Raw genomic sequence first — 18,794 nt, 5'->3', positions numbered from 1 at the left:
TTAGCAACAAATCTAAACCTTATTAGTAAGATCTACGCCTAAATCGTTAAATTTTATTGAAAAACTGTATTTTCACTAAACTATCGGTCAAAAGCAGGCAAACCTGAGAACTATCGTATCCTCCCATTTATTCCAGAGCCCAACCTCCCTTCTGACAACCACACATCTAACAACCAGCCTTAACCGCCGATCTTACAAAGCGCCTTTAAATCCACTTTGTCGCCACGCTTCATAGCTGATAATCGCGACCGAGTTAGAAAGGTTTAAACTTCGATTATTCTCCTGCATCGGAATTCTAATTCGCATTTCCGGCGGAATAGTGTCCATGATGTCCGGGTCCAGACCACTGGTTTCTGAACCAAACAACAACACATCGCCCTCCTGATATTCGATCGAAGTGTGATCCCGCGTGCCTTTAGTGGTACAGGCGATGATGCGCCGACCTGCTACGTGTTCTGCAAATGCCTGATAATTAGCATGACGGGTAACATTGGTAAGATCGTGATAATCCAGCCCGGCGCGGCGTAGGTTTTTTTGTTCAAGGTCGAAGCCCAGAGGTTCGATAAGATGCAGGGAACAACCATTATTGGCGGCCAAACGGATGATATTTCCCGTATTAGGGGCAATGCGAGGTTCAAATAATGCGATATGAAACATAGAAAAAACAACTAGTGGATAAAGTGAGCATTATAATAAAGAAACCTGAATAATACGTTATTTCTCAATATAATTTATAGTCTGAGACCTTTCAGCCTAGGAACCCGGCCCCATGGAAGAACCTGCAGCACCAACGGAACAGTCATCGACCAAACATTCACCGGCATCGAACAAGTCTGTTGATACTCTTCATGCGCAGACAGACAGTAGCGCAGGCTTAACTGCCAACGACAGCAAACTGACTCTGTTGGCCATTGCAGCGTTTCTGCTGATTGGTGTTCATTTCAATTTCAGCAATACCGGCGGCACGGGTCTGGAGATGCCTTATAATGCCTTTGGCTGGATCTTCATCAGCCTCATCATCGGCCTCGGTTTAAAACACATTTCTGACGTCAAGGTCTGGCACTCCGATAACATCCTGCGATTAATTTCAGTCATCATGATTGCCATCTGCGTCCCGGTATTATTCCAGGTATCGTTGATCACACCTCAATCGACTGCCCTCGCCAGCACCCGAATTTTAGGAATTTTTACCGGGTTACTGATTACTTTAATTGCCTTTCAGTGTTTTAGAAGCCAGGACAGCTGGCACCGCCTCTTAACCATCATTGCTTACGCAGGCCTGTTAGAAGCAATACTTTGCCTGGTTCAGCAGTTTTTGCCTGAGATAGCCTCACTCGGGGTTTATAAACCCGAATACGGGCGTCCTTTCGGAACGTTCCAACAACCCAACGTCAGTGCCAGTTTTATTGCGACCGGATTAGCCTGTTCACTGTTTCTGACACTGAACGGTTCATCAACAAAAACAACAACAAAAACAACAACCAACGAACAAAAATCAAAAAGAACCTATTCATTCGGGCAACTAACGCTTCACACGATCATTCCTTTTTTCTGCGGGTTTGCCATTCTTTTACTCGGCTCCCGAACTGGCGTACTTTCCACACTTATGGTCATTGTGTTCACGCTGCCGTTCATATATCAAACATTCAAAAACAAAACAGCCGACACCCATTTCCGGAAAACCGTATGCCTGTGGTTTGGCAGCCTCATAATAGGTATTGCAGGTGCGACCAGCACATTGCTCTTATCTTCAGAGAGCGGACGCAGCCTGGAGTCCATTCAAACCACACACAACAGAGAAAATATTTACACCCAAGCCTTTGATATGATTTCCGACAAGCCTTTGACAGGCTGGGGCTACGGCAACTTCGAATACAATTTCCTTCATTACTATGCAAAAAAGCACGCTCAGGGAGACTACCAACACGCCATCGTTCCTAACCTGGATCACCCGCACAACGAATTACTGTTATGGGCGGTCGAAGGTGGGACTATTCCTGCGGCATTATTAATTGCATTAATGCTGTGGCTGATCTTTCGAGCCATCAAACAGCTCGGAGCCCCTCGTGGATTAATGGTGCTCGCGTTAATTCTGCCATTATCAATCCACGCCAATACCGAATACCCCTTCTATCAATCCATTGGGCACTGGCTGGTATTTTGTCTTCTCACCGCATGGTTGATTTGGTCCACGCAACAAACCAAATCGTCGGCATTAAAGTTTGATTTCTTTGTTCGGTGTTTTGCCTGGGTCACACCTTTCATTGCGATACCAGTGATGGTGCTCAACCTCCAGGCCATCCACAAAGTCACTCAGTTTCATGCCAATAAAAAAACAGACTTTCGCTATCTGAGTGAAGTCGTTCATCCATCCGGCATTTGGAAGCGGTTCTTTTTTGACGTGATGACTTTCCGACTTATCCACGGGTTAAAAGCCAAAGATCCGGCACAAATAAAACCCTACATAAGCTGGGCCGAAGGATTTTTATTACACACCCCAAGGGTAAATATTTACTTTAATTTGGCGAACGCCTATTGGGCCATTGGCCAGCAGGAACAAGCATTAGAAGTACTGAAAACCGCTGCCTTTTTGTACCCGAAAAACCCTAAAGTACATGAAGCATTAGCAAATACGGAGTCCGTCTGGATAAGAATCAAGAATCACCAGGCACAAAAAAGCAGCCCCTAGGAGCTGCTCTTGGAAACAGATCAACACATTTTAGTGTGTAGCTTCTGCCTCTGCCGCTTCTTGCTGCTTACGCTTCATGGCATCAGCAAAGATGGCATCAAAATTCACAGGCGCCAACATGAACGGCGGTAAGCTGCCCTTCATTACAACACTGTCAATGGTTTCACGCGCATAAGGGAACAAGATATTCGGGCAGAACGCACCCAATGCATGCGCCAGACGAGGGCCTTCTAACCCTTGAATCGCAAAAATACCCGCTTGCTTAATTTCAACCAACAAAGCAACTTCATCGTCCTGCTTTGCTGTCAATGTGATGGTTAGTACCACTTCGTACAAGTCCTCACCAACTTTGGTATTGCCTGTATTCAAGTCCATGTGAACTTGTGGTTTCCATTGACTCTGAAAAACCTGTGGAGCTCTTGGAGACTCAAAAGAAAGGTCTTTCAGGAAAATACGTTGCAGTGCAAAACCTGCACCTTGTTGTTCTTGTGCGCCTTCTGCTGCACCTTGGTTTTCTTCAGCCATAACTTACAGTACCTGTATCTTTATTTTTTTACTCTGCACCGATGTATAAATAACCAAACTTAAAATCGTGCAGCAATCGAAAGTGCCTTAACACTACACAACGAATAATCCAAAAACAACCATTGAAAAAACAATGCGCAGTCCCAATGGATTAACGGCTTTTTATAAAAGAAGTATTTAAGAAACCACCGAAGACAAAAGCTCGTCCAGTTTGTCGCTGCGCTCTAACGCGTAGAGGTCATCACAGCCGCCGATGTGTTGCTCTCCAATCCAGATCTGAGGCACCGTCCGCTGTTGGCTTTTTACCATCATTTCACGACGCAGTTCCGGGTCACCATCCACGATAAGCTCTTTGAACTCAACCGATTTAGACGCCAGCAAATGCTTAGCTCTGGTGCAATACGGGCAATAATTACTGCTATACACAACAACTTCTGACATCTAAACCTCTACTTTATAAATCAAAGACAAGTTAACAGTTCGATCAAGATTAAGACTCAACCGGCAGATTCAGGCTTGTCCACTCTGCCATACCACCAGACAGGCGAGAAACATCCTCAAAACCGTTTTTGCGCAAAATCGCTCCGGCCGCGTTGGACGTTTGCCCCATTTTACAGACAACGATGATTGGCTTGGCCTTATGAGGTTCGATTTCTCCCAGCTTATTCGCCAAAGAAGCAAAAGGAATATTAATGGCATTCAGGATGTGACCTTTCTTGAAATCCGCCTTATCACGAATGTCTAAAATCACTGCACCTTCTTTATTCATCTTCATTACCGTCTGCTGAGTAGACAGCGTTTTACCGCCTTTACGTGTTTCAGACAAAATAAATAAAGCCAACAACACAAACCAAACACTTACCAAAGCAATGTTGTTTGTAGCAAATTCGAGTACCTGTTCCATTCAATTTTCTCATTTGTGGGTAACGTATGGCGCGTAATAATACAGTTTCCCGGCGGTAATTTAAAACGCTTGTTCGCACCGACTGATAACTTGTATCAATAAATCCATGCCTTATATCGGATGTCAGCCACGCCAAAACAACCAATCCCCTGTCTCAGGATGACTTCTCAGCCGATTTTGAGTAAAATTTGCCACCTCAAAAACATGCAAACAACAACCCTGTTCCGAGGCAGCATGACAAAGCAAACCACCGCTCTTATTATCCTTGATGGTTTTGGCCATCGTGTCGAAGAAGACAACAACGCCATTCTTAACGCAAAAACCCCTGTTTGGGATCGCTTAATCAAAGAACAACCAAACACGTTAATTAATACATCCGGCATGGCGGTAGGTTTGCCAGAAGGGCAAATGGGGAACTCCGAAGTTGGTCACATGAACCTGGGCGCAGGCCGTATTGTTTACCAAAACTTTACCCTGATTACCAAAGCCATCGAAACCAAAACGTTTTTTGACAACACCGCGCTTTGCAATGCCGTGGATACAGCCAACAAGCACAACGGGGTAGTTCATATTCTTGGCTTATTATCCCCTGGGGGTATCCACAGCCACGAAGATCAACTTAAAGCCATGGTCGAATTAGCAGACCAGCGCGGCGCCAAGGAAATTTATGTTCATGCCTTCCTAGATGGTCGCGACATGCCACCGCGCAGTGCCGAACCTTCCATTCAAGCCATGGACAAGCTCCTTGCTGAAACAGGCAAAGGCCGGGTGGCCTCTCTGGTGGGTCGCTATTACGCGATGGATCGTGATAACCGCTGGGATCGAGTAGAAGCGGCCTATAAGTTGCTGACTGAGGGCAAAGGCGAGTTCCAAAGCGACAACGGCGTGGCAGGCCTGGCTGCGGCCTATAAGCGAGACGAAAACGACGAATTTGTAAAAACCACCGTATGTGCCTCCGGCGAACAAACGGCAGCCACCATTCAGGATGGCGACTCGGTTATCTTCATGAATTTCCGTGCCGACCGGGCACGCGAATTGACCCGCGCCTTCATCGAAGATGACTTCTCCGGTTTTGAACGTGCAGTGCGTCCAAAACTGGCAGACTTTGTCATGCTGACGGAATTCGCGGCAGACATCAAAACAAGCTGTGCTTACCCACCTGCCGAATTGAAAAATTCATTGGGAGAATTTGTTTCAGCACAAGGCATGACTCAGCTGCGAATTGCAGAAACAGAAAAATACGCTCATGTGACCTTCTTCTTCTCTGGCGGCCAGGAAGCCGAGTTTGAAGGCGAGACCCGAATTCTGGTTCAATCCCCTGACGTTGCAACCTACGACCTTCAACCTGAAATGAACGCACCGGAAGTTACCGACAAACTGGTGGAAGCCATTAAGAGCGGCAAATACGACCTGGTCATTTGTAACTATGCTAACGGCGATATGGTCGGCCACACAGGCAAATACGACGCCGCCGTCAAAGCAGTTGAAGCCTTAGACGTGTGCATTGAGCGCGTGACCAACGCCATTCTCGAAGTCAACGGCCATTGCTTAATCACAGCCGACCACGGCAACTGCGAACAAATGCAGGATTACGAAAGCGGTCAGGCGCACACCCAACATACCACCGGCCCGGTGCCTTTGGTGTATGTAGGCAATAACGCCGAGCTCACGCTAAAAGACGACGGCGCTCTGTGTGACATCGCACCAAGCCTGTTATCTTTGATGGGTCAACAACCGCCGGCTGAAATGACGGGAAAATCTCTGGTTCAGAAATAAATCACTGTCAAAAATAAGCCATTGAGTTGCTGCGTTCATCCAACCCTGTTTGTTCGCAACAGAAACCTTCGAAGACGACCACTGATGGGATCATCAGAGTTCTTCGAAGGCATTCTCCCCTTCGTTTTACACTCTATCGACATTACCTTTCCAAACAAATGTTTGATTTTTCAGCGAAGTTTCTTAAAACTACGGTTCTCTCTTTCCATGCCAGATAATTCATTCACATGAAACCGAGCACTCTTTTTCTTTGTTTTTTCCTGATATTAAGCGGGTTCCCAGTCGTACAAGCCGAAAGCGTGTCGGAAGTTGAACAAAACATCACTCAGCAAAAAAAAGAAATTGAAAAGCTCAGACGCAAAGTCAAAGCACTGACCCGCCAGCAAGATAAGCAAAATAAAGCACTGCAAGCCACCAGCAGAAAAGTCAGCAACGCGCGCAAGAACATTCTGAACACCAAAAAACAGCTGTCTCAGACCCAATCCAAGCTGGCTTCTTTGCGGGAACAAAACCAGACAATCAAACGCACCCTGAACAAAAGTAAGCAGGAAATCCGGCAACTGCTGGTTTCCGTTTACAAAAATCAAGACAACAGCCAACTGAAGTTATTACTAAGTCAGGACTCCCCACAAACCCTGACCCGACTCCTTAAATACCATAACTATCTACAACAGGAACAACTTTCGAAAATAGAAAAGCACCTTAAAACGCTTGAAGACTTTCGGGAAAACGAAAAACAACTCACAACCGAGTTAGTCTCTTTACAGGAATTAAAAAAGAAACAAGAACTCGAACAAGTCACTCTGGCGCAATCCAAGCAAGCGCAACAACACGAACTGAACAAATTAAAACAATCGGTCAAAACCGAAGCCGGTCGCCTGAAGAAAAAGCAAGCCGACCAACAAAGGCTAAACAAACTTTTGGTCGATATGAAAAAAGCACTGGAAGACATCAATGCGTTAGCAGGCAGCCGACCATTCAAAGCCGACAAAGGCAAGATGCCCTGGCCGGTCAAAGGCCGTATTGTCCGCTCCTTTGGCAGCGCACTGGCGGGCGGCAAACTGAAATCCAACGGCGTGTTATTGTCGGCTCCGGCGGGTAAGCCGGTCAAAGCCATTCATAACGGCCGAGTCGTATTCTCGGACTGGTTCAGCGGCTTTGGGTTGTTAACCATTATTGATCACGGCAACGGCTATATGAGTTTGTACGGACAAGCGGAGTCCGTCATCCGCGAGCCAGGCGAATGGGTAAATATCGGCGACACCATTGCTTATACCGGCAATACTTCGGACACCGACATTGACGGGATATATTTTGAGATCAGGCACAAAGGAACACCAATCAACCCGAAAAGATGGTGTACAGGCCGCTAATATCGTTATAGCATTAATCAGTTATCAACAATTTTATTACTACTATAAAAAAGGTGTATAGATGAACCTGACTGCGAAAAGCAGCTTGGCATTTGTTTTATCAGCGACAATGATGCTGAACTGGAATACCGCCGCTGCGGAAGATGAACTACCGGTCACCCCTTCATCTCAACTTCCTGCACCTGTTTTACTTGCTGAAGATCAGTCTTCGCCGGAGCCGGATTTAAACGAATCTGATGCAGATATTTCCGCCGCCGAAGACGTTGCAGAGATCCCTGAAGACGCCCGTCTGCCGCTGAAAGAACTGCGACTTTTTGCCGAAATATTTAACAACATCCGCACCTCGTACGTTGAAACTGTTGATGATAAAACATTACTTCAGAATGCGATTCGCGGCATGCTTTCCGGGTTAGATCCGCATTCTGCTTACTTAGATTCCAAAGTTTTCGAAGAACTTCAAATCAACACCTCCGGCGAATTTGGCGGATTAGGCATTGAAGTTCAAATGGATAACGGTTTTGTCCGGGTGGTGACGCCGATTGATGAGACCCCTGCCTTCCGCGCCGGTTTAAAGTCCGGCGACCTGATCATGAAGCTGGATGAAAAGCCGGTGAAAGGGATGTCCCTTGATGATGCCATCAAACACATGCGTGGTGAGCCAGGTTCCGACATTGTTCTGACTGTCCTTCGTGAAGGCGAAGAGCAACCTCTTGAATTTACCGTGACCCGCGACGTGATAAAAGTCACCAGCGTTCGCCATCGCTGGCTGGAAGACGGTTACGCCTACGTTCGAATTTCCCAGTTCCAGGTACAAACCGGCGAAGACCTCAACAAAGCTATTGTAAAACTGCAAAAAGACGGTCAGGAACTGAAAGGTCTGGTGCTCGATTTAAGAAACAACCCAGGCGGCGTATTACAGGCATCGGTTGATGTGGTTGATACTTTCTTAACCAATGGCCTTGTGGTGTATACCGAAGGTCGAATCAACAGCTCGAAATCCCAATTCCATGCCACACCGAAAGATTTAATCAACGGCGCACCGATCGTCGTCCTGATCAACGGTGGCTCGGCATCCGCTTCCGAAATTGTGGCCGGGGCACTGCAGGATCATCGCCGCGCAATCATTATGGGCACTCAAAGCTTCGGTAAAGGCTCGGTTCAAACCGTCATTCCGGTGGATGCAGAAAACGGCATCAAACTGACCACTGCCCGTTACTACACGCCGAACGGCCGCTCGATTCAGGCTCAGGGCATTGAACCGGACATCAACATCGAACGCGCTAAAGTAGAAACCATCAAACCTCGTGCCCGCTACAAAGAAGCCGATTTAGCAGGCCATTTAGAAAATGAAAATGGGGACGATAAGAAAGAAGATAATGAAGAGAAGTTAGCTGAAAAAGATTATCAGTTATCTGAAGCACTGAACGTTCTGAAAGGCTTCAACATTTTGTCTTCTAACGAGTAAATTTAAGACAGTTACTGATGATTGTTTTACCTCTGAGAACCCTGCTTCGTGCAGGGTTTTTATTCTCCGTTTTAGCTTTCACAAGCCTGATGAATTCACAGGCCTCCGCAAACTCAGCGACCAACCTTAAAGCCATTGATTCGCCCAAAGTCACCATCATCATCGACGATGTCGGCAACAACGAATCCAGAGGCTTACGAACCGTCAACCTGCATGGCCCGGTCACTTTGGCCATATTACCAGAGCGTCCATTTTCAGCCGAGCTGGCCAATAAAGCCCACGCCATCGGCAAAGAAATCATCCTCCATGCCCCCATGGAAAACCTGAGAGACGCCCCGTTGGGCGGTGGCGCGTTGACTTCCGACATGAGCTCCAGGCGCTTTAAATCTCAGTTGCTCAAGAACATCGAATCTATCCCCCACCTCATGGGCATCAACAACCATATGGGCAGTCTGCTCACCACCAAGCATCTTCAAATGAACTGGACCATGAAGATACTGAAAGACAAAAACCTGATGTTCGTCGACAGCCGGACGAATCCCAAAAGCATCGCCAAAGAAGTGGCCATGCTTTACAACATCCCCACTGTTTCCCGGGACATATTTCTGGATCACGAACGGAAAACGGATTACATCGCGAAACAGTTTGAAAAATGCTTAGCCCTTGCAGTCAAAAACGGCAATTGCCTGATGATTGGGCATCCTTACCCCGAAACCTTAGCGCACTTAGAGAAGGCATTGCCGTTATTGGTCAAACGTGGATTTCAACAACAGCCCTTGTCCCGACTGATTGAACAGGAAACCCTGGCACGTAATCCCCCGAGACAACCGAGCATAGACAATGTAACGCCTCGCCAACTGGAAGTGTCTTTCAAAGACCTTTGACAACAATCTCTTATATACAATATGCCAAATACTAAAAAGCCGATGCAATTTAACATCGGCTTTTTAGTTTGGAACCAGAAAGTTAATCATCTGGCTTTAAAGTCGTCAATTAAATACGAACTTCAACACCTTGCTCAGCCATGTATTCTTTGGCTTCTGGCACAGAGTATTCACCAAAATGGAAAATGCTGGCCGCTAGCACAGCGTCCGCTTTACCTTCCTTAACGCCATCCACCAGGTGCTGTAGATTACCGACACCGCCGGATGCGATCACAGGCACAGCTACAGCATCACTGATTGCACGGGTAACGCCCAGATCAAATCCTTGCTTCACACCGTCCTGATCCATGCTGGTCAATAAGATTTCACCTGCACCGTATTCTGCCATTTTAACGGCCCATTCCACGGCATCAATGCCCGTTGGTTTACGGCCGCCGTGGGTAAAGATTTCCCATTTGTTCTCACTGACTTTTTTGCAGTCAATCGCAACCACAATGCACTGAGAGCCAAAACGCTCCGCCGCTTCTTTTACAAACTCCGGGCGCTTCACTGCAGCACTGTTAATGCTGACTTTATCCGCCCCGGCATTCAGCATGGTTCTGATGTCGTCCAGCTCACGAATGCCGCCACCCACAGTCAACGGAATAAATACTTCACTGGCAATGGCTTCCACAGTATGCACCGTAGTATCACGACCTTCGTGAGTCGCCGTAATATCCAGAAAGGTAATCTCATCTGCGCCTTGTTCGTTATAGCGCTTGGCAACTTCCACAGGATCACCTGCGTCTCGGATATCAACAAACTGAACGCCTTTTACAACGCGACCGTTTTCAACATCCAAACAAGGAATAATGCGTTTGGCTAAAGCCATGGGTTGTTCCTCAACTAAATAGATATTGGATGGATCAGGCCTTGCCGTCCCAGTTTGCAAAGTTTTTCAACAGTTGCAAACCAGCGGTATGGCTTTTCTCCGGGTGGAATTGAACGGCAAACAGATTTTCTTTTGCCAAGGCCACGTCAAAGCTCAAGCCGTATTCACAGGTCGCTCTGACCAGAGAAGGCTCATCGGACTTCACATAAAAGCTGTGCACGAAATAAAAACGGCTGTTATCTTCAATGCCCTGCCACAATGGGTGATCAATCTGCTTCACCTGATTCCAGCCCATATGAGGCACTTTCAGCTTTTCGCCCGTTGCGTCCGTCAGACCTTCGCCAAAGAAGCGTACATTTCCAGGCAACAGGTTAATGCAATCCACTCCGCCATTTTCTTCACTGTGCGCCATCAAAGCCTGCATTCCTACGCAGATGGCCAAGACCGGCTTTTCAGCAATGGCTTTTTGTACCACCCGATCCATACCCAGACGACGAATTTCAGCCATACAGTCACGAATCGCACCCACACCGGGAAACACAACACGATCGGCCGCTTCGATTTCTGCCACGTCCGAAGTAATTACAATCTTACTGTCACACACATGCTCCAGCGCGCTGGCCACGGAGTGCAAATTGCCCATGCCATAATCAATCACTGCAATGGTCGACATTCAGTAAACTCCAATCATTCAATAAACAACCTGAATCGAGTCAGGATAAAAAATCAGCTACAGACAGCCTTTGGTCGAAGGCATCATGCCTGCCATGCGTTCATCCACAGACAATGCCATACGCAAGGCACGGCCAAACGCTTTAAAGATCGTTTCGGCCTGGTGGTGGGTGTTCTTACCACGCAAGTTATCAATGTGCAGCGTAACCTGGGCGTGGTTGATGAAACCGTGGAAGAATTCTGAGAATAAGTCCACATCAAAACCGCCCACAGAACCACGGGTAAAGTCAACGTGCATTTGCAGGCCCGGACGACCGGAAAAGTCAATCACTACGCGTGACAGCGCTTCGTCCAAAGGCACATACGCATGGCCATAACGAGTCATGCCCTTTTTGTCGCCGACCGCTTTGGCAAACGCCTGCCCCAGCGTGATGCCTATGTCCTCAACCGTATGATGGGCATCAATGTGCAAATCACCGTTCGCCACAATGTCCAGATCAATCAAACCATGACGAGCAATCTGATCCATCATGTGATCCAGAAAAGGAACACCCGTCTCAAAGTTTGCTTTACCGGTACCATCCAGGTTCACCGAAACCTTGATTTGAGTTTCCAACGTATTACGTTCAACTGTGGCCGTACGTGCCGACATGTGTGCCTCCAAAACAGAATTCTTCAAAAGAACCCCAAGAAATAATCGCTATTTATCAAATGGCCGAATATTATAGCGGTTTTATGACCAGCACCATAGCTCTTCTACATCCATAGATAGATCGGCTAAGATTATTATAAATAACAGAGGGAGTTTGATCGTGCCCGTTATCCTTAGAAAAGTAACGTCTCCTGTGGATCAAGACCAGATTGATCTAAATAAAACCTTTGGCGAACTGCAAGAACTGATCATTAACGATCAGGTTGTTAAGAACGACAACGGCCACACAGAGCAACTGATTTCCCAATTTAATGAGCCCGACCACAAATGGATCGCCTCTGCATTTTTTAATGATCGCATCATCGGTGCCATTTGCGTGGAAGAGCAAACGGGCCAGTTTAAACTGAGCAACTTTACCGTTCGAAAAGTCACCCAGGACCGAGGCGTCGGCCACCGACTGCTCGACCTGACCTTAGTGGAAGCCAAGGGCAAAGCGGTACTTTTGGAATTGACCCGAGATCAGAATGTGCTGATGAAAAACTGGTTAAACCAATATCAGGCAGAATTTGTTTCCAATACTGCATCCACCAGCCTTTACAAAATTGTCCCTAGTGAACATGAACAATAATCCCTACATTCGTAACTATCAGTTTGGCCGCTTCACTATCTTTTTGGTGATCGCCGCATGCATTTGGGTGCTAAGCCAAAAACCCGAACTCATGAATCTTCAGGAATCGAAGTCTCATGAATTCAGAGATCAGCTGAAACAAAAAATGGATAAACTGTCCCTTCAGTACTTCATTGATACCAACATTGAAGGAGAGTGTACATTGGTGATCATGGAAGATGGCGAGCCACAAGCGCTGACAGAGTACGACAGCACCAGTGACTTAGCGTGTAAGCGAATACTCCCTTACATCAAAGCCCCAAAGTCTAAAGACAACGCGGGCTCTGATATTCAAATCCAGAATCCATCCTGACAAGATCTTTATGACGGAATGAATCAAGACGCTCTTTATTCAGATTTCATCGTCATCGGCGCTGGCGTAGTGGGTTTGGCCATTGCTAAAGCGCTGTCGGATCACGCCCGCTCATGCATCGTCCTGGAAAAAAACGCACTGTTTGGTGAAGCCACCAGCAGCCGCAACAGCGAAGTGATTCATGCCGGTATTTACTACCCGCAAGGCTCATTGAAAGCAAAGTTATGCGTGCAAGGAAAACAACTACTTTACCAGTATTGTGAACAACGAAAGATACCTCACCAACGGTGTGGGAAACTCATTGTCGCCACCTCATCCAATGAGGAAGATCAGCTCGACGCAATACAGGCCAAAGCCAACCATAATCAGGTGCACGACCTTTCCTTCCTAAACCAAAATCAGGTTTCTGCTCTGGAGCCCAACGTCAAAGCAAGTGCAGCGCTGATCTCGCCTTCCACCGGCATCATCGACGCGCACCAGTTAATGTTAGCCATGGTGGGGGATATTGAAGACGCCGGGAATGCCATCAGCTATCAGTCCGAAGTCAAACACATCGAGCAAACGGTCACCGGTTGGCGACTTCAGGTGATGAACCAAGGGGAACTTCTTGCCGTTGAATGCAAGTGGTTAATCAACGCCGCTGGCTTAGAAGCCAACCAGTTGGCAAGTCATTATTCCGACAAACCGCCCGCCCTGTATTACTGCCGGGGTCTGTATTTCAGTTATGCAGGCAAAGCTCCGTTCCGGCATTTGATTTACCCCGTACCTGAAAAGAATACCGTTGGTCTTGGCATTCACAGCACACTGGATTTGGCCGGTCAGGTGAAATTCGGACCAGACACCGAATACATCGAAGAGATAAATTATCAGTTTCCGGTCGGCGAAGAACTCAACCGAATCAAGCAACATTGGTTAACCGCCATTCAAAGGTATTTCCCTGAGGTAGACAAACGCAAGCTCCAACCGGCTTACACCGGCATTCGCCCAAAGCTGACTCAAGCGAATCAAACCGCTAAAGACTTCCTCATCGAAGGTCCGAAAGAGCATAAACTGGATGGATTGATTCACCTGCTCGGCATTGAATCCCCAGGGTTAACGTCGGCCTTGGCCATTGCTGACGCAGTCTACTGCAAGATCACTGACTCTGAATAGCCGCTTTTCTTTTATGGAAAAAGGCCTTATGGAATCCATCAATAAGGCCTAGTCCCAATGAAAGGTCTTGCAACCCTCTCATGACTGAGTCTCTTAACTTCCCCGCTTATTCGTTCAGATTATCATAAACCAACGCCGATACAGACTTGGCATCTGACCCTTTAATGAACTGGAACCTTCCCGTTTCACGCCAAACCTGCCACCAAGGCACGCGCTTACCTTCGGTTTCAAAGTCCACATCCAAACCTGCACTGAAATTGTTATTCACATACGTCACAGCCCCTGTAGCTTCATCACGAATGACCTGGCCGTGATCCGCATTTTTGCTCATCAACACGGGGAAATGATTAAACAAAAGACCATCCGGGCCGTTCACTGAGGTCAGTTTACCGCTGTAAGACACCTGATTCGAACAACTGTCGATGCCCTCTGGAGAGGAAGCACCGCATGATGAGTGCGCCGGAACCACTGCATCGTCAGCGCCCGGAATTAATTGATGAATCAGAAAATTGCCGCCGCTTCCACTAAAGCGCAATCTGGGAATGTCATTAGGCATCATCGCCAGATTACGGGCCGCCGAAACATCCAAATCCTGAAGCACTCCAAGATCACTGATATCATCCGAGGATAAACTCAAACCGAATACACCCGCCACCGCTTGTTTAATCCAGTCAGGTACACTGCCATTGCTGGCCACATTCACCGCCAGACTGGCCAACTCGGTTCCGCCACCAGCGCCCGCAAAATCGAGCACAGCGACGATGTCTAAAGGTTGCAACCCGGCGTCTTGCAACCACATTTCCTGATGAGCAAGGAAATAACGCATCACCAGATCTCCGGTACTGTGCGTCACAATCACACAGCCATCACTACAGGTGCCCTGAATTGAAAGTTGTTTGGCCTGCTGAAAGATTAACTCAGATATTTTTCCCTCCACCCGTTCAGCGGAGTTCCAACCCAACCGGGCTTCCGCTCTTTGTTGCCAGTATTCTGGAATCAATTGCCGATGAATGACCTCTTCATCCGATGGTTTACTGCTTAAGTCGTCCATCTGAAAGCCATGCACCAGAATCACATTGTGCCCTGCCACCTGAGCAAACGCCGAACTGGCTAACATACTGCCTGCAACTAGCGCTGCCTGAGTAATTTTTTTGATTGTTTTCATTACGAGCGTTCCTTTTATTTTTATTTTAAGAGACCATCCGTTGAAGAATTTCCTCCTGCTTAAGCGCCAGTACCAGTGACCTCTTACCCCCAGTACTCAGCCTTAATTCCGGTTACGATGAAAAACGTTGAGTTCAGGTTTCATTGGCGATGTTGTTCAAAAAATCCAAGCGCTTCTGATTCATTGGATCTTGGTAGGCTTCTTGTGAATAACTGTCCAAATCAAACGCAGGCACCACGTATTCTGATTCTTCTGTCCGGCCATAACCGGTGGACTCTCCCGGCTTGGCAGGGCTTCGGGTAATGTTGAAGTTCTTCAGGGTATACGGGCCTTCAAAACCCTGACTCCGTAGTGTTGCCGCATGCACTTTAAAGACCCCTTCATTCTGAAGCGAAGACAGCGACATTTGCGCACTCAGGTGGCTGACAGGTTCGCCGCTGGCTTGGTCAAACAAATTGGCTTGAATGTGATACCGGCCATCAACGTCCACATCAAATAAGATTGGTATCATCAAATGTGCGCCGTCCACATAGGCCTCTCCCAGTCGCACCAAGATGGCATCGGTTCCCACCAGTTTAAAATTTGCACTGGTGAGCGTTTGTTCACCGCTGTCAAAGTCCATCGCGGCAAAAATCAATCCATCACCACTACTGAGACTTGTCATTTGCGCTCTTGAAAGCGTCCCCTGAAACGTCTGCCGAACCACCGAAACCGATACTGGCTCCAAAGCAATTTCTGAGCTTTGTTTGCCTCCCGCATCCACAAAGACAATGCCACCACGGGCAAACTCATCGCTACCGCCCTGGTTTTCTACCACCACCGTAAAAGTCAGATCTTGATCCCGGTGCACCACAAAATGGGGTAACACAATACTGGCCGTCACGCCCTCCGCTATGTCCAGCGGAATGGCCTGAGCAATGAAAGGCCTGGGGTTCAACAAAGCCCAATCATTACCAGACAAGGGTTTCGAATACTTAGGGTATTGGATGTTATTGGCGTATTGCTGAGCCGCGTAACGAAGCTGCGCTTTGGTGGCTGTACCGGGCAGGTCATCCGGTAAATTCAGGGCCGTTTTATGCCTTTGAATTTCAATCGTGTTCTGTTGTATTAATGCTTCTAATCTTTGAATCTGTTCTGGTTCGGTCTCTTGCTTATAACTTGTTAACTTAACATCGTCCTGACTCAGTAAACCGTAAACGCCTGCACCAAAGATCAGACATGCGCTCATCGTCGTGATATTTTTTTTATTATCATGTGCCACGATCTTCTCCAATTTACTTAAGAAGTGAATGGCTCTATGGTGGTGCTCATGACGAAGCAAAACATCAACACCAACACAATGGCCTTAAGTAAATACAATCAGAACAATGACTCATTGCCCAATACAAAGAAGGTAAATTCAGGTCAAAAAGGGTCAAAACCGTCAATATTTTCTTTAAAATCAACAAACTAAAAAACACCAAATAGCACACATGACCAAAAAACAGATACCCGCCTTTCTTAAATATTTACTGAAACAATGCCTCCACAACGATGGCAGGCAAGTGGCTGCTGCACTCACCTACACCACCTTATTCGCTGTCGTTCCTTTGACTGTGGTTCTGTTTACCGTGATTCGCTCTATCCCGGCACTGTCGGGCATCGATGTGGAATTGCAAGAATTCATCTTCAGCCACTTCATTCCGTCTTCCGGTACCGAAGTGATGAGTTACCTGAACTCATTTGCCGCCAAGACCTCACAACTCACCGCCATCGGCATTGGTATCCTGCTGATCACAGCCGTGTTATTGCTTCGAACCATTGAGCGCGGCATTAATCAAATATGGGGGATCAAAGACACCCGGCGCGGCCTGACCAGTTTTTTAATGTACTGGGCCATCATCAGTCTGGGCCCTCTGCTGCTGGCGACCGGATTCGTCATCTCCTCCTGGCTTTTAACCTCCAGTTTTTTATCCGAAACCCTGCAATGGCTCAGTCTCGACGGTAAATTATTCTCACTGATTCCGTGGTTATTAAACTGGGCCGCCTTCAGTTTGTTATACATAGTGGTGCCCAACTGCTATGTACCATGGCGCGCGGGCGTCACTGGCGCTTTCTTTGCCAGTGCCTTGTTTGAATTGGCGAAGTACGGGTTCACCTGGTTTGTCAGCAACTTGTCCGGCTACCAACTCATTTATGGCGCGTTCGCGATCATTCCACTGTTTCTGTTGTGGGTGCATATTTCCTGGCTTATTACCCTGATGGGCGTGGAAACAGTAAAAGCACTGGTCACCTGGCACTCAACTCAAAAACGACCGGATGAGTCCGTCGTGTTTCAGGCGTTACGAATATTGGCGCTATTATGGAAAGCTCACGTTAAAGGCGAGGCCATCAGTGCAGATGCCTTGCGGAGTTTCCTTTCGGCCATTCAGTGCCGTCACTGGTCGGACATTCGCCAGTTTTTCTTGGATCAAAAATTGATTGCCATCAACGACCAAGGAGATTTTTTGGTAGGACGGGATTACAACCAGGTGCGGGTTCATGAACTTATTCAGCAAGCACCCTGGGGATTATCGACCTGGAATCAGCAGCTGAGTTTTCACTCGCAAGAACACTGGCAAACCCAATTAGGTGACCAGTGGCAAGACGTGGAGCAAACGCTCAGCGAGACATTTCCTCAGTCCTTACAACACCTCTTAACGTCGATTGAACCGAGCAAGCCCGTTTGATTGCATCGAAATCGATGGTTTAGGCCCGGCCGGATCGGGCCAAACGACGTTCTACCATCGAGTGATAAATGCGACTCAATAATGGTCTGATCAAGGGTAAGGCAATAAGCAAGGCCAAGGGTTTCAATAACCGGGCTTTGGACATTAAAACGATATAGGCGTCTAACTCCGACAGAATTTTAGGCTCAGAGTTTTTGGCCTGAACAGAAATGTGTAACTCATGAAGTGCTTTGTCAGGATCAATACCTAACGTAACCAGCGCCTGATCTTGCTCGGTAATGTCAAACCATTCCACACAGGAAGCCTGCTTGCCCGCCAATCGTTGAAAGTTGTCCCTGTCTTTCACGCATCGCGGACAAGCGCCGTCGTAAAACACCCGAATGTGTTCTTGCGCTTCCATCGCGTCCACCACCTGCCGTGTCCTAACTGTGGAGTTCCCGGTATTGGCCATTCGGATATTGCTGATGACGATAGTCAGGATCAACCCAACACCGGGGCAGTTCCTCCCCGGATAAAAACACCAAGTCTTTCTTTAAGTATTTTTCAGGGTCTTGCAATTCCTCGCCTACCTGACACCGGCCAACAATTTCATCATGATAAAGGTTGAACAAGTCATTTAAGCTCAGGACTTCAATCATATGGCCATTGTGCTTATCTTTTAAAAACATAATGCGCTCCTAAGAGGATCGACCTTACCTGACTAAATTTTAGTCAAGCCTTGATCAACTTGCCTTAAAAGCGTATTGAGTTCACGAGTTATTTGTCGCTTGCCTGAGCACGGTCACCACATCGTAGCCAATGCCCCAGTTATCCGTATTTACTTCATCAATGACCACAAACGTGGATTTTGGGTCTTTATTCAACACATCCACCAACAACTGGGTTGTGCCTTTGATTAGCGCCTCTTTTTGTTCGGCCGTTACACCTTCATCGGTCACTTTGATATTTACGTATGGCATCTTGTTTTCCTCACTTATG

21 protein-coding genes are annotated in these 18,794 nt (G+C 47.3%); 9 read left to right on the top strand and 12 right to left on the bottom strand.

Features of this window, described 5'->3' with window-relative positions; all coding sequences use genetic code 11:
• Positions 1–192 precede the first annotated feature (192 nt).
• The gene (locus ABD744_RS13840; RefSeq protein WP_344799109.1) at positions 193–657 is read right to left on the bottom strand and encodes a tRNA (cytidine(34)-2'-O)-methyltransferase; all 465 of its coding nucleotides are present in this window, start codon (positions 655–657) and stop codon (positions 193–195) included.
• Positions 658–769: 112 nt separating this feature from the next.
• Here ABD744_RS13840 and ABD744_RS13835 point away from each other — a divergent pair, with 112 nt between their 5' ends.
• Positions 770–2,689 (top strand): PglL family O-oligosaccharyltransferase, encoded by a 1,920-nt coding sequence (locus tag ABD744_RS13835; protein ID WP_344799108.1) that lies wholly within the window; start codon positions 770–772, stop codon positions 2,687–2,689.
• Between the two features lie 30 nt (positions 2,690–2,719).
• Here the strand turns inward: ABD744_RS13835 and secB are convergent, their stop codons facing one another.
• The 3 genes from secB to ABD744_RS13820 form a co-directional block, all read right to left on the bottom strand.
• On the bottom strand, positions 2,720–3,214 hold the full coding sequence (gene secB, locus ABD744_RS13830; protein ID WP_344799107.1) for a protein-export chaperone SecB: 495 nt from the start codon (positions 3,212–3,214) through the stop codon (positions 2,720–2,722).
• Positions 3,215–3,391: 177 nt separating this feature from the next.
• The gene (gene grxC, locus ABD744_RS13825) at positions 3,392–3,655 is read right to left on the bottom strand and encodes a glutaredoxin 3 (RefSeq protein WP_344799106.1); all 264 of its coding nucleotides are present in this window, start codon (positions 3,653–3,655) and stop codon (positions 3,392–3,394) included.
• A gap of 49 nt (positions 3,656–3,704) precedes the next feature.
• Positions 3,705–4,118 carry a rhodanese-like domain-containing protein gene (locus tag ABD744_RS13820; RefSeq protein WP_344799105.1) on the bottom strand — a complete coding sequence of 138 codons (414 nt, stop codon included), beginning with the start codon at positions 4,116–4,118 and terminating at the stop codon, positions 3,705–3,707.
• 234 nt (positions 4,119–4,352) lie between these two features.
• Here ABD744_RS13820 and gpmI point away from each other — a divergent pair, with 234 nt between their 5' ends.
• The 4 genes from gpmI to ABD744_RS13800 all read left to right on the top strand — a co-directional run bounded on the left by gpmI (position 4,353) and on the right by ABD744_RS13800 (position 9,616).
• Entirely contained in the window at positions 4,353–5,894 is a 1,542-nt protein-coding gene (gene gpmI / locus ABD744_RS13815; protein WP_344799104.1) for a 2,3-bisphosphoglycerate-independent phosphoglycerate mutase, read from the top strand.
• 299 nt (positions 5,895–6,193) lie between these two features.
• Complete coding sequence (locus ABD744_RS13810; protein ID WP_344799103.1) at positions 6,194–7,267, top strand: murein hydrolase activator EnvC family protein; 1,074 nt, start codon at positions 6,194–6,196, stop codon at positions 7,265–7,267.
• 61 nt (positions 7,268–7,328) lie between these two features.
• Positions 7,329–8,732, top strand: coding sequence for a S41 family peptidase (locus ABD744_RS13805; protein ID WP_344799102.1), 1,404 nt, complete (start codon positions 7,329–7,331; stop codon positions 8,730–8,732).
• Between the two features lie 17 nt (positions 8,733–8,749).
• The gene (locus ABD744_RS13800) at positions 8,750–9,616 is read left to right on the top strand and encodes a divergent polysaccharide deacetylase family protein (protein ID WP_344799101.1); all 867 of its coding nucleotides are present in this window, start codon (positions 8,750–8,752) and stop codon (positions 9,614–9,616) included.
• A 109-nt stretch (positions 9,617–9,725) separates the two neighbouring features.
• Here ABD744_RS13800 and hisF read toward each other — a convergent pair whose 3' ends face one another.
• Genes hisF through hisB form a run of 3 tightly spaced genes read right to left on the bottom strand, consistent with a single transcriptional unit; the run spans position 9,726 to position 11,811 of the window.
• Positions 9,726–10,487 (bottom strand): imidazole glycerol phosphate synthase subunit HisF, encoded by a 762-nt coding sequence (hisF, locus tag ABD744_RS13795; RefSeq protein ID WP_344799100.1) that lies wholly within the window; start codon positions 10,485–10,487, stop codon positions 9,726–9,728.
• Between the two features lie 34 nt (positions 10,488–10,521).
• Positions 10,522–11,160: an imidazole glycerol phosphate synthase subunit HisH gene (hisH, locus tag ABD744_RS13790; protein WP_344799099.1), complete on the bottom strand. Its 639-nt coding sequence runs from the start codon at positions 11,158–11,160 to the stop codon at positions 10,522–10,524.
• A gap of 57 nt (positions 11,161–11,217) precedes the next feature.
• Complete coding sequence (hisB, locus tag ABD744_RS13785; protein ID WP_344799098.1) at positions 11,218–11,811, bottom strand: imidazoleglycerol-phosphate dehydratase HisB; 594 nt, start codon at positions 11,809–11,811, stop codon at positions 11,218–11,220.
• Positions 11,812–11,971: 160 nt separating this feature from the next.
• Between hisB and ABD744_RS13780 the strand changes: the two genes are divergently transcribed.
• The 3 genes from ABD744_RS13780 to ABD744_RS13770 are packed head-to-tail and all read left to right on the top strand — an operon-like array spanning position 11,972 to position 13,943.
• Positions 11,972–12,439 (top strand): acetyl-CoA sensor PanZ family protein, encoded by a 468-nt coding sequence (locus ABD744_RS13780; RefSeq protein ID WP_344799097.1) that lies wholly within the window; start codon positions 11,972–11,974, stop codon positions 12,437–12,439.
• Entirely contained in the window at positions 12,429–12,791 is a 363-nt protein-coding gene (locus tag ABD744_RS13775; protein ID WP_344799096.1) for a hypothetical protein, read from the top strand. The genes ABD744_RS13780 and ABD744_RS13775 overlap by 11 nt, the downstream gene beginning before the upstream one ends.
• Before the next feature lie 18 nt (positions 12,792–12,809).
• Positions 12,810–13,943 (top strand): NAD(P)/FAD-dependent oxidoreductase, encoded by a 1,134-nt coding sequence (locus tag ABD744_RS13770; RefSeq protein ID WP_344799095.1) that lies wholly within the window; start codon positions 12,810–12,812, stop codon positions 13,941–13,943.
• Positions 13,944–14,049: 106 nt separating this feature from the next.
• Here ABD744_RS13770 and ABD744_RS13765 read toward each other — a convergent pair whose 3' ends face one another.
• Positions 14,050–15,108 carry a hypothetical protein gene (locus ABD744_RS13765; protein ID WP_344799094.1) on the bottom strand — a complete coding sequence of 353 codons (1,059 nt, stop codon included), beginning with the start codon at positions 15,106–15,108 and terminating at the stop codon, positions 14,050–14,052.
• Positions 15,109–15,241: 133 nt separating this feature from the next.
• Positions 15,242–16,369 (bottom strand): hypothetical protein, encoded by a 1,128-nt coding sequence (locus ABD744_RS13760; RefSeq protein WP_344799093.1) that lies wholly within the window; start codon positions 16,367–16,369, stop codon positions 15,242–15,244.
• A gap of 211 nt (positions 16,370–16,580) precedes the next feature.
• On the opposite strand from ABD744_RS13760, the gene ABD744_RS13755 reads away from it, so the two are divergent.
• Positions 16,581–17,816 (top strand): YihY family inner membrane protein, encoded by a 1,236-nt coding sequence (locus ABD744_RS13755; RefSeq protein ID WP_344799092.1) that lies wholly within the window; start codon positions 16,581–16,583, stop codon positions 17,814–17,816.
• 19 nt (positions 17,817–17,835) lie between these two features.
• On the opposite strand, the gene ABD744_RS13750 is transcribed toward ABD744_RS13755, so the two are convergent.
• The 3 genes from ABD744_RS13750 to ABD744_RS13740 form a co-directional block, all read right to left on the bottom strand.
• Positions 17,836–18,216 (bottom strand): DCC1-like thiol-disulfide oxidoreductase family protein, encoded by a 381-nt coding sequence (locus tag ABD744_RS13750; protein ID WP_344799091.1) that lies wholly within the window; start codon positions 18,214–18,216, stop codon positions 17,836–17,838.
• 22 nt (positions 18,217–18,238) lie between these two features.
• Entirely contained in the window at positions 18,239–18,484 is a 246-nt protein-coding gene (locus ABD744_RS13745; RefSeq protein ID WP_344799090.1) for an acetyltransferase, read from the bottom strand.
• 81 nt (positions 18,485–18,565) lie between these two features.
• Positions 18,566–18,775, bottom strand: coding sequence for a tautomerase family protein (locus ABD744_RS13740; RefSeq protein ID WP_344799089.1), 210 nt, complete (start codon positions 18,773–18,775; stop codon positions 18,566–18,568).
• Positions 18,776–18,794: the final 19 nt, after the last annotated feature.

The sequence above is a fragment of the Litoribacillus peritrichatus genome, from assembly GCF_039537985.1.
In the GTDB taxonomy this organism is placed as follows: domain Bacteria; phylum Pseudomonadota; class Gammaproteobacteria; order Pseudomonadales; family Litoribrevibacteraceae; genus Litoribacillus; species Litoribacillus peritrichatus.
The sequence above is the reverse complement of the archived record's forward strand: the minus strand, read 5'-3'. Positions and strand labels throughout refer to the sequence as shown.

Coding starts and splice junctions, on each gene's coding strand:
- ABD744_RS13840 (WP_344799109.1), bottom strand. CDS start 657: ATGTTTCATATCGCATTATTTGAACCTCGCATTGCCCCTAATACGGGA.
- ABD744_RS13835 (WP_344799108.1), top strand. CDS start 770: ATGGAAGAACCTGCAGCACCAACGGAACAGTCATCGACCAAACATTCA.
- secB (WP_344799107.1), bottom strand. CDS start 3,214: ATGGCTGAAGAAAACCAAGGTGCAGCAGAAGGCGCACAAGAACAACAA.
- grxC (WP_344799106.1), bottom strand. CDS start 3,655: ATGTCAGAAGTTGTTGTGTATAGCAGTAATTATTGCCCGTATTGCACC.
- ABD744_RS13820 (WP_344799105.1), bottom strand. CDS start 4,118: ATGGAACAGGTACTCGAATTTGCTACAAACAACATTGCTTTGGTAAGT.
- gpmI (WP_344799104.1), top strand. CDS start 4,353: ATGACAAAGCAAACCACCGCTCTTATTATCCTTGATGGTTTTGGCCAT.
- ABD744_RS13805 (WP_344799102.1), top strand. CDS start 7,329: ATGAACCTGACTGCGAAAAGCAGCTTGGCATTTGTTTTATCAGCGACA.
- ABD744_RS13800 (WP_344799101.1), top strand. CDS start 8,750: ATGATTGTTTTACCTCTGAGAACCCTGCTTCGTGCAGGGTTTTTATTC.
- hisF (WP_344799100.1), bottom strand. CDS start 10,487: ATGGCTTTAGCCAAACGCATTATTCCTTGTTTGGATGTTGAAAACGGT.
- hisH (WP_344799099.1), bottom strand. CDS start 11,160: ATGTCGACCATTGCAGTGATTGATTATGGCATGGGCAATTTGCACTCC.
- hisB (WP_344799098.1), bottom strand. CDS start 11,811: ATGTCGGCACGTACGGCCACAGTTGAACGTAATACGTTGGAAACTCAA.
- ABD744_RS13775 (WP_344799096.1), top strand. CDS start 12,429: ATGAACAATAATCCCTACATTCGTAACTATCAGTTTGGCCGCTTCACT.
- ABD744_RS13770 (WP_344799095.1), top strand. CDS start 12,810: ATGAATCAAGACGCTCTTTATTCAGATTTCATCGTCATCGGCGCTGGC.
- ABD744_RS13765 (WP_344799094.1), bottom strand. CDS start 15,108: ATGAAAACAATCAAAAAAATTACTCAGGCAGCGCTAGTTGCAGGCAGT.
- ABD744_RS13755 (WP_344799092.1), top strand. CDS start 16,581: ATGACCAAAAAACAGATACCCGCCTTTCTTAAATATTTACTGAAACAA.
- ABD744_RS13750 (WP_344799091.1), bottom strand. CDS start 18,216: ATGGAAGCGCAAGAACACATTCGGGTGTTTTACGACGGCGCTTGTCCG.
- ABD744_RS13745 (WP_344799090.1), bottom strand. CDS start 18,484: ATGTTTTTAAAAGATAAGCACAATGGCCATATGATTGAAGTCCTGAGC.
- ABD744_RS13740 (WP_344799089.1), bottom strand. CDS start 18,775: ATGCCATACGTAAATATCAAAGTGACCGATGAAGGTGTAACGGCCGAA.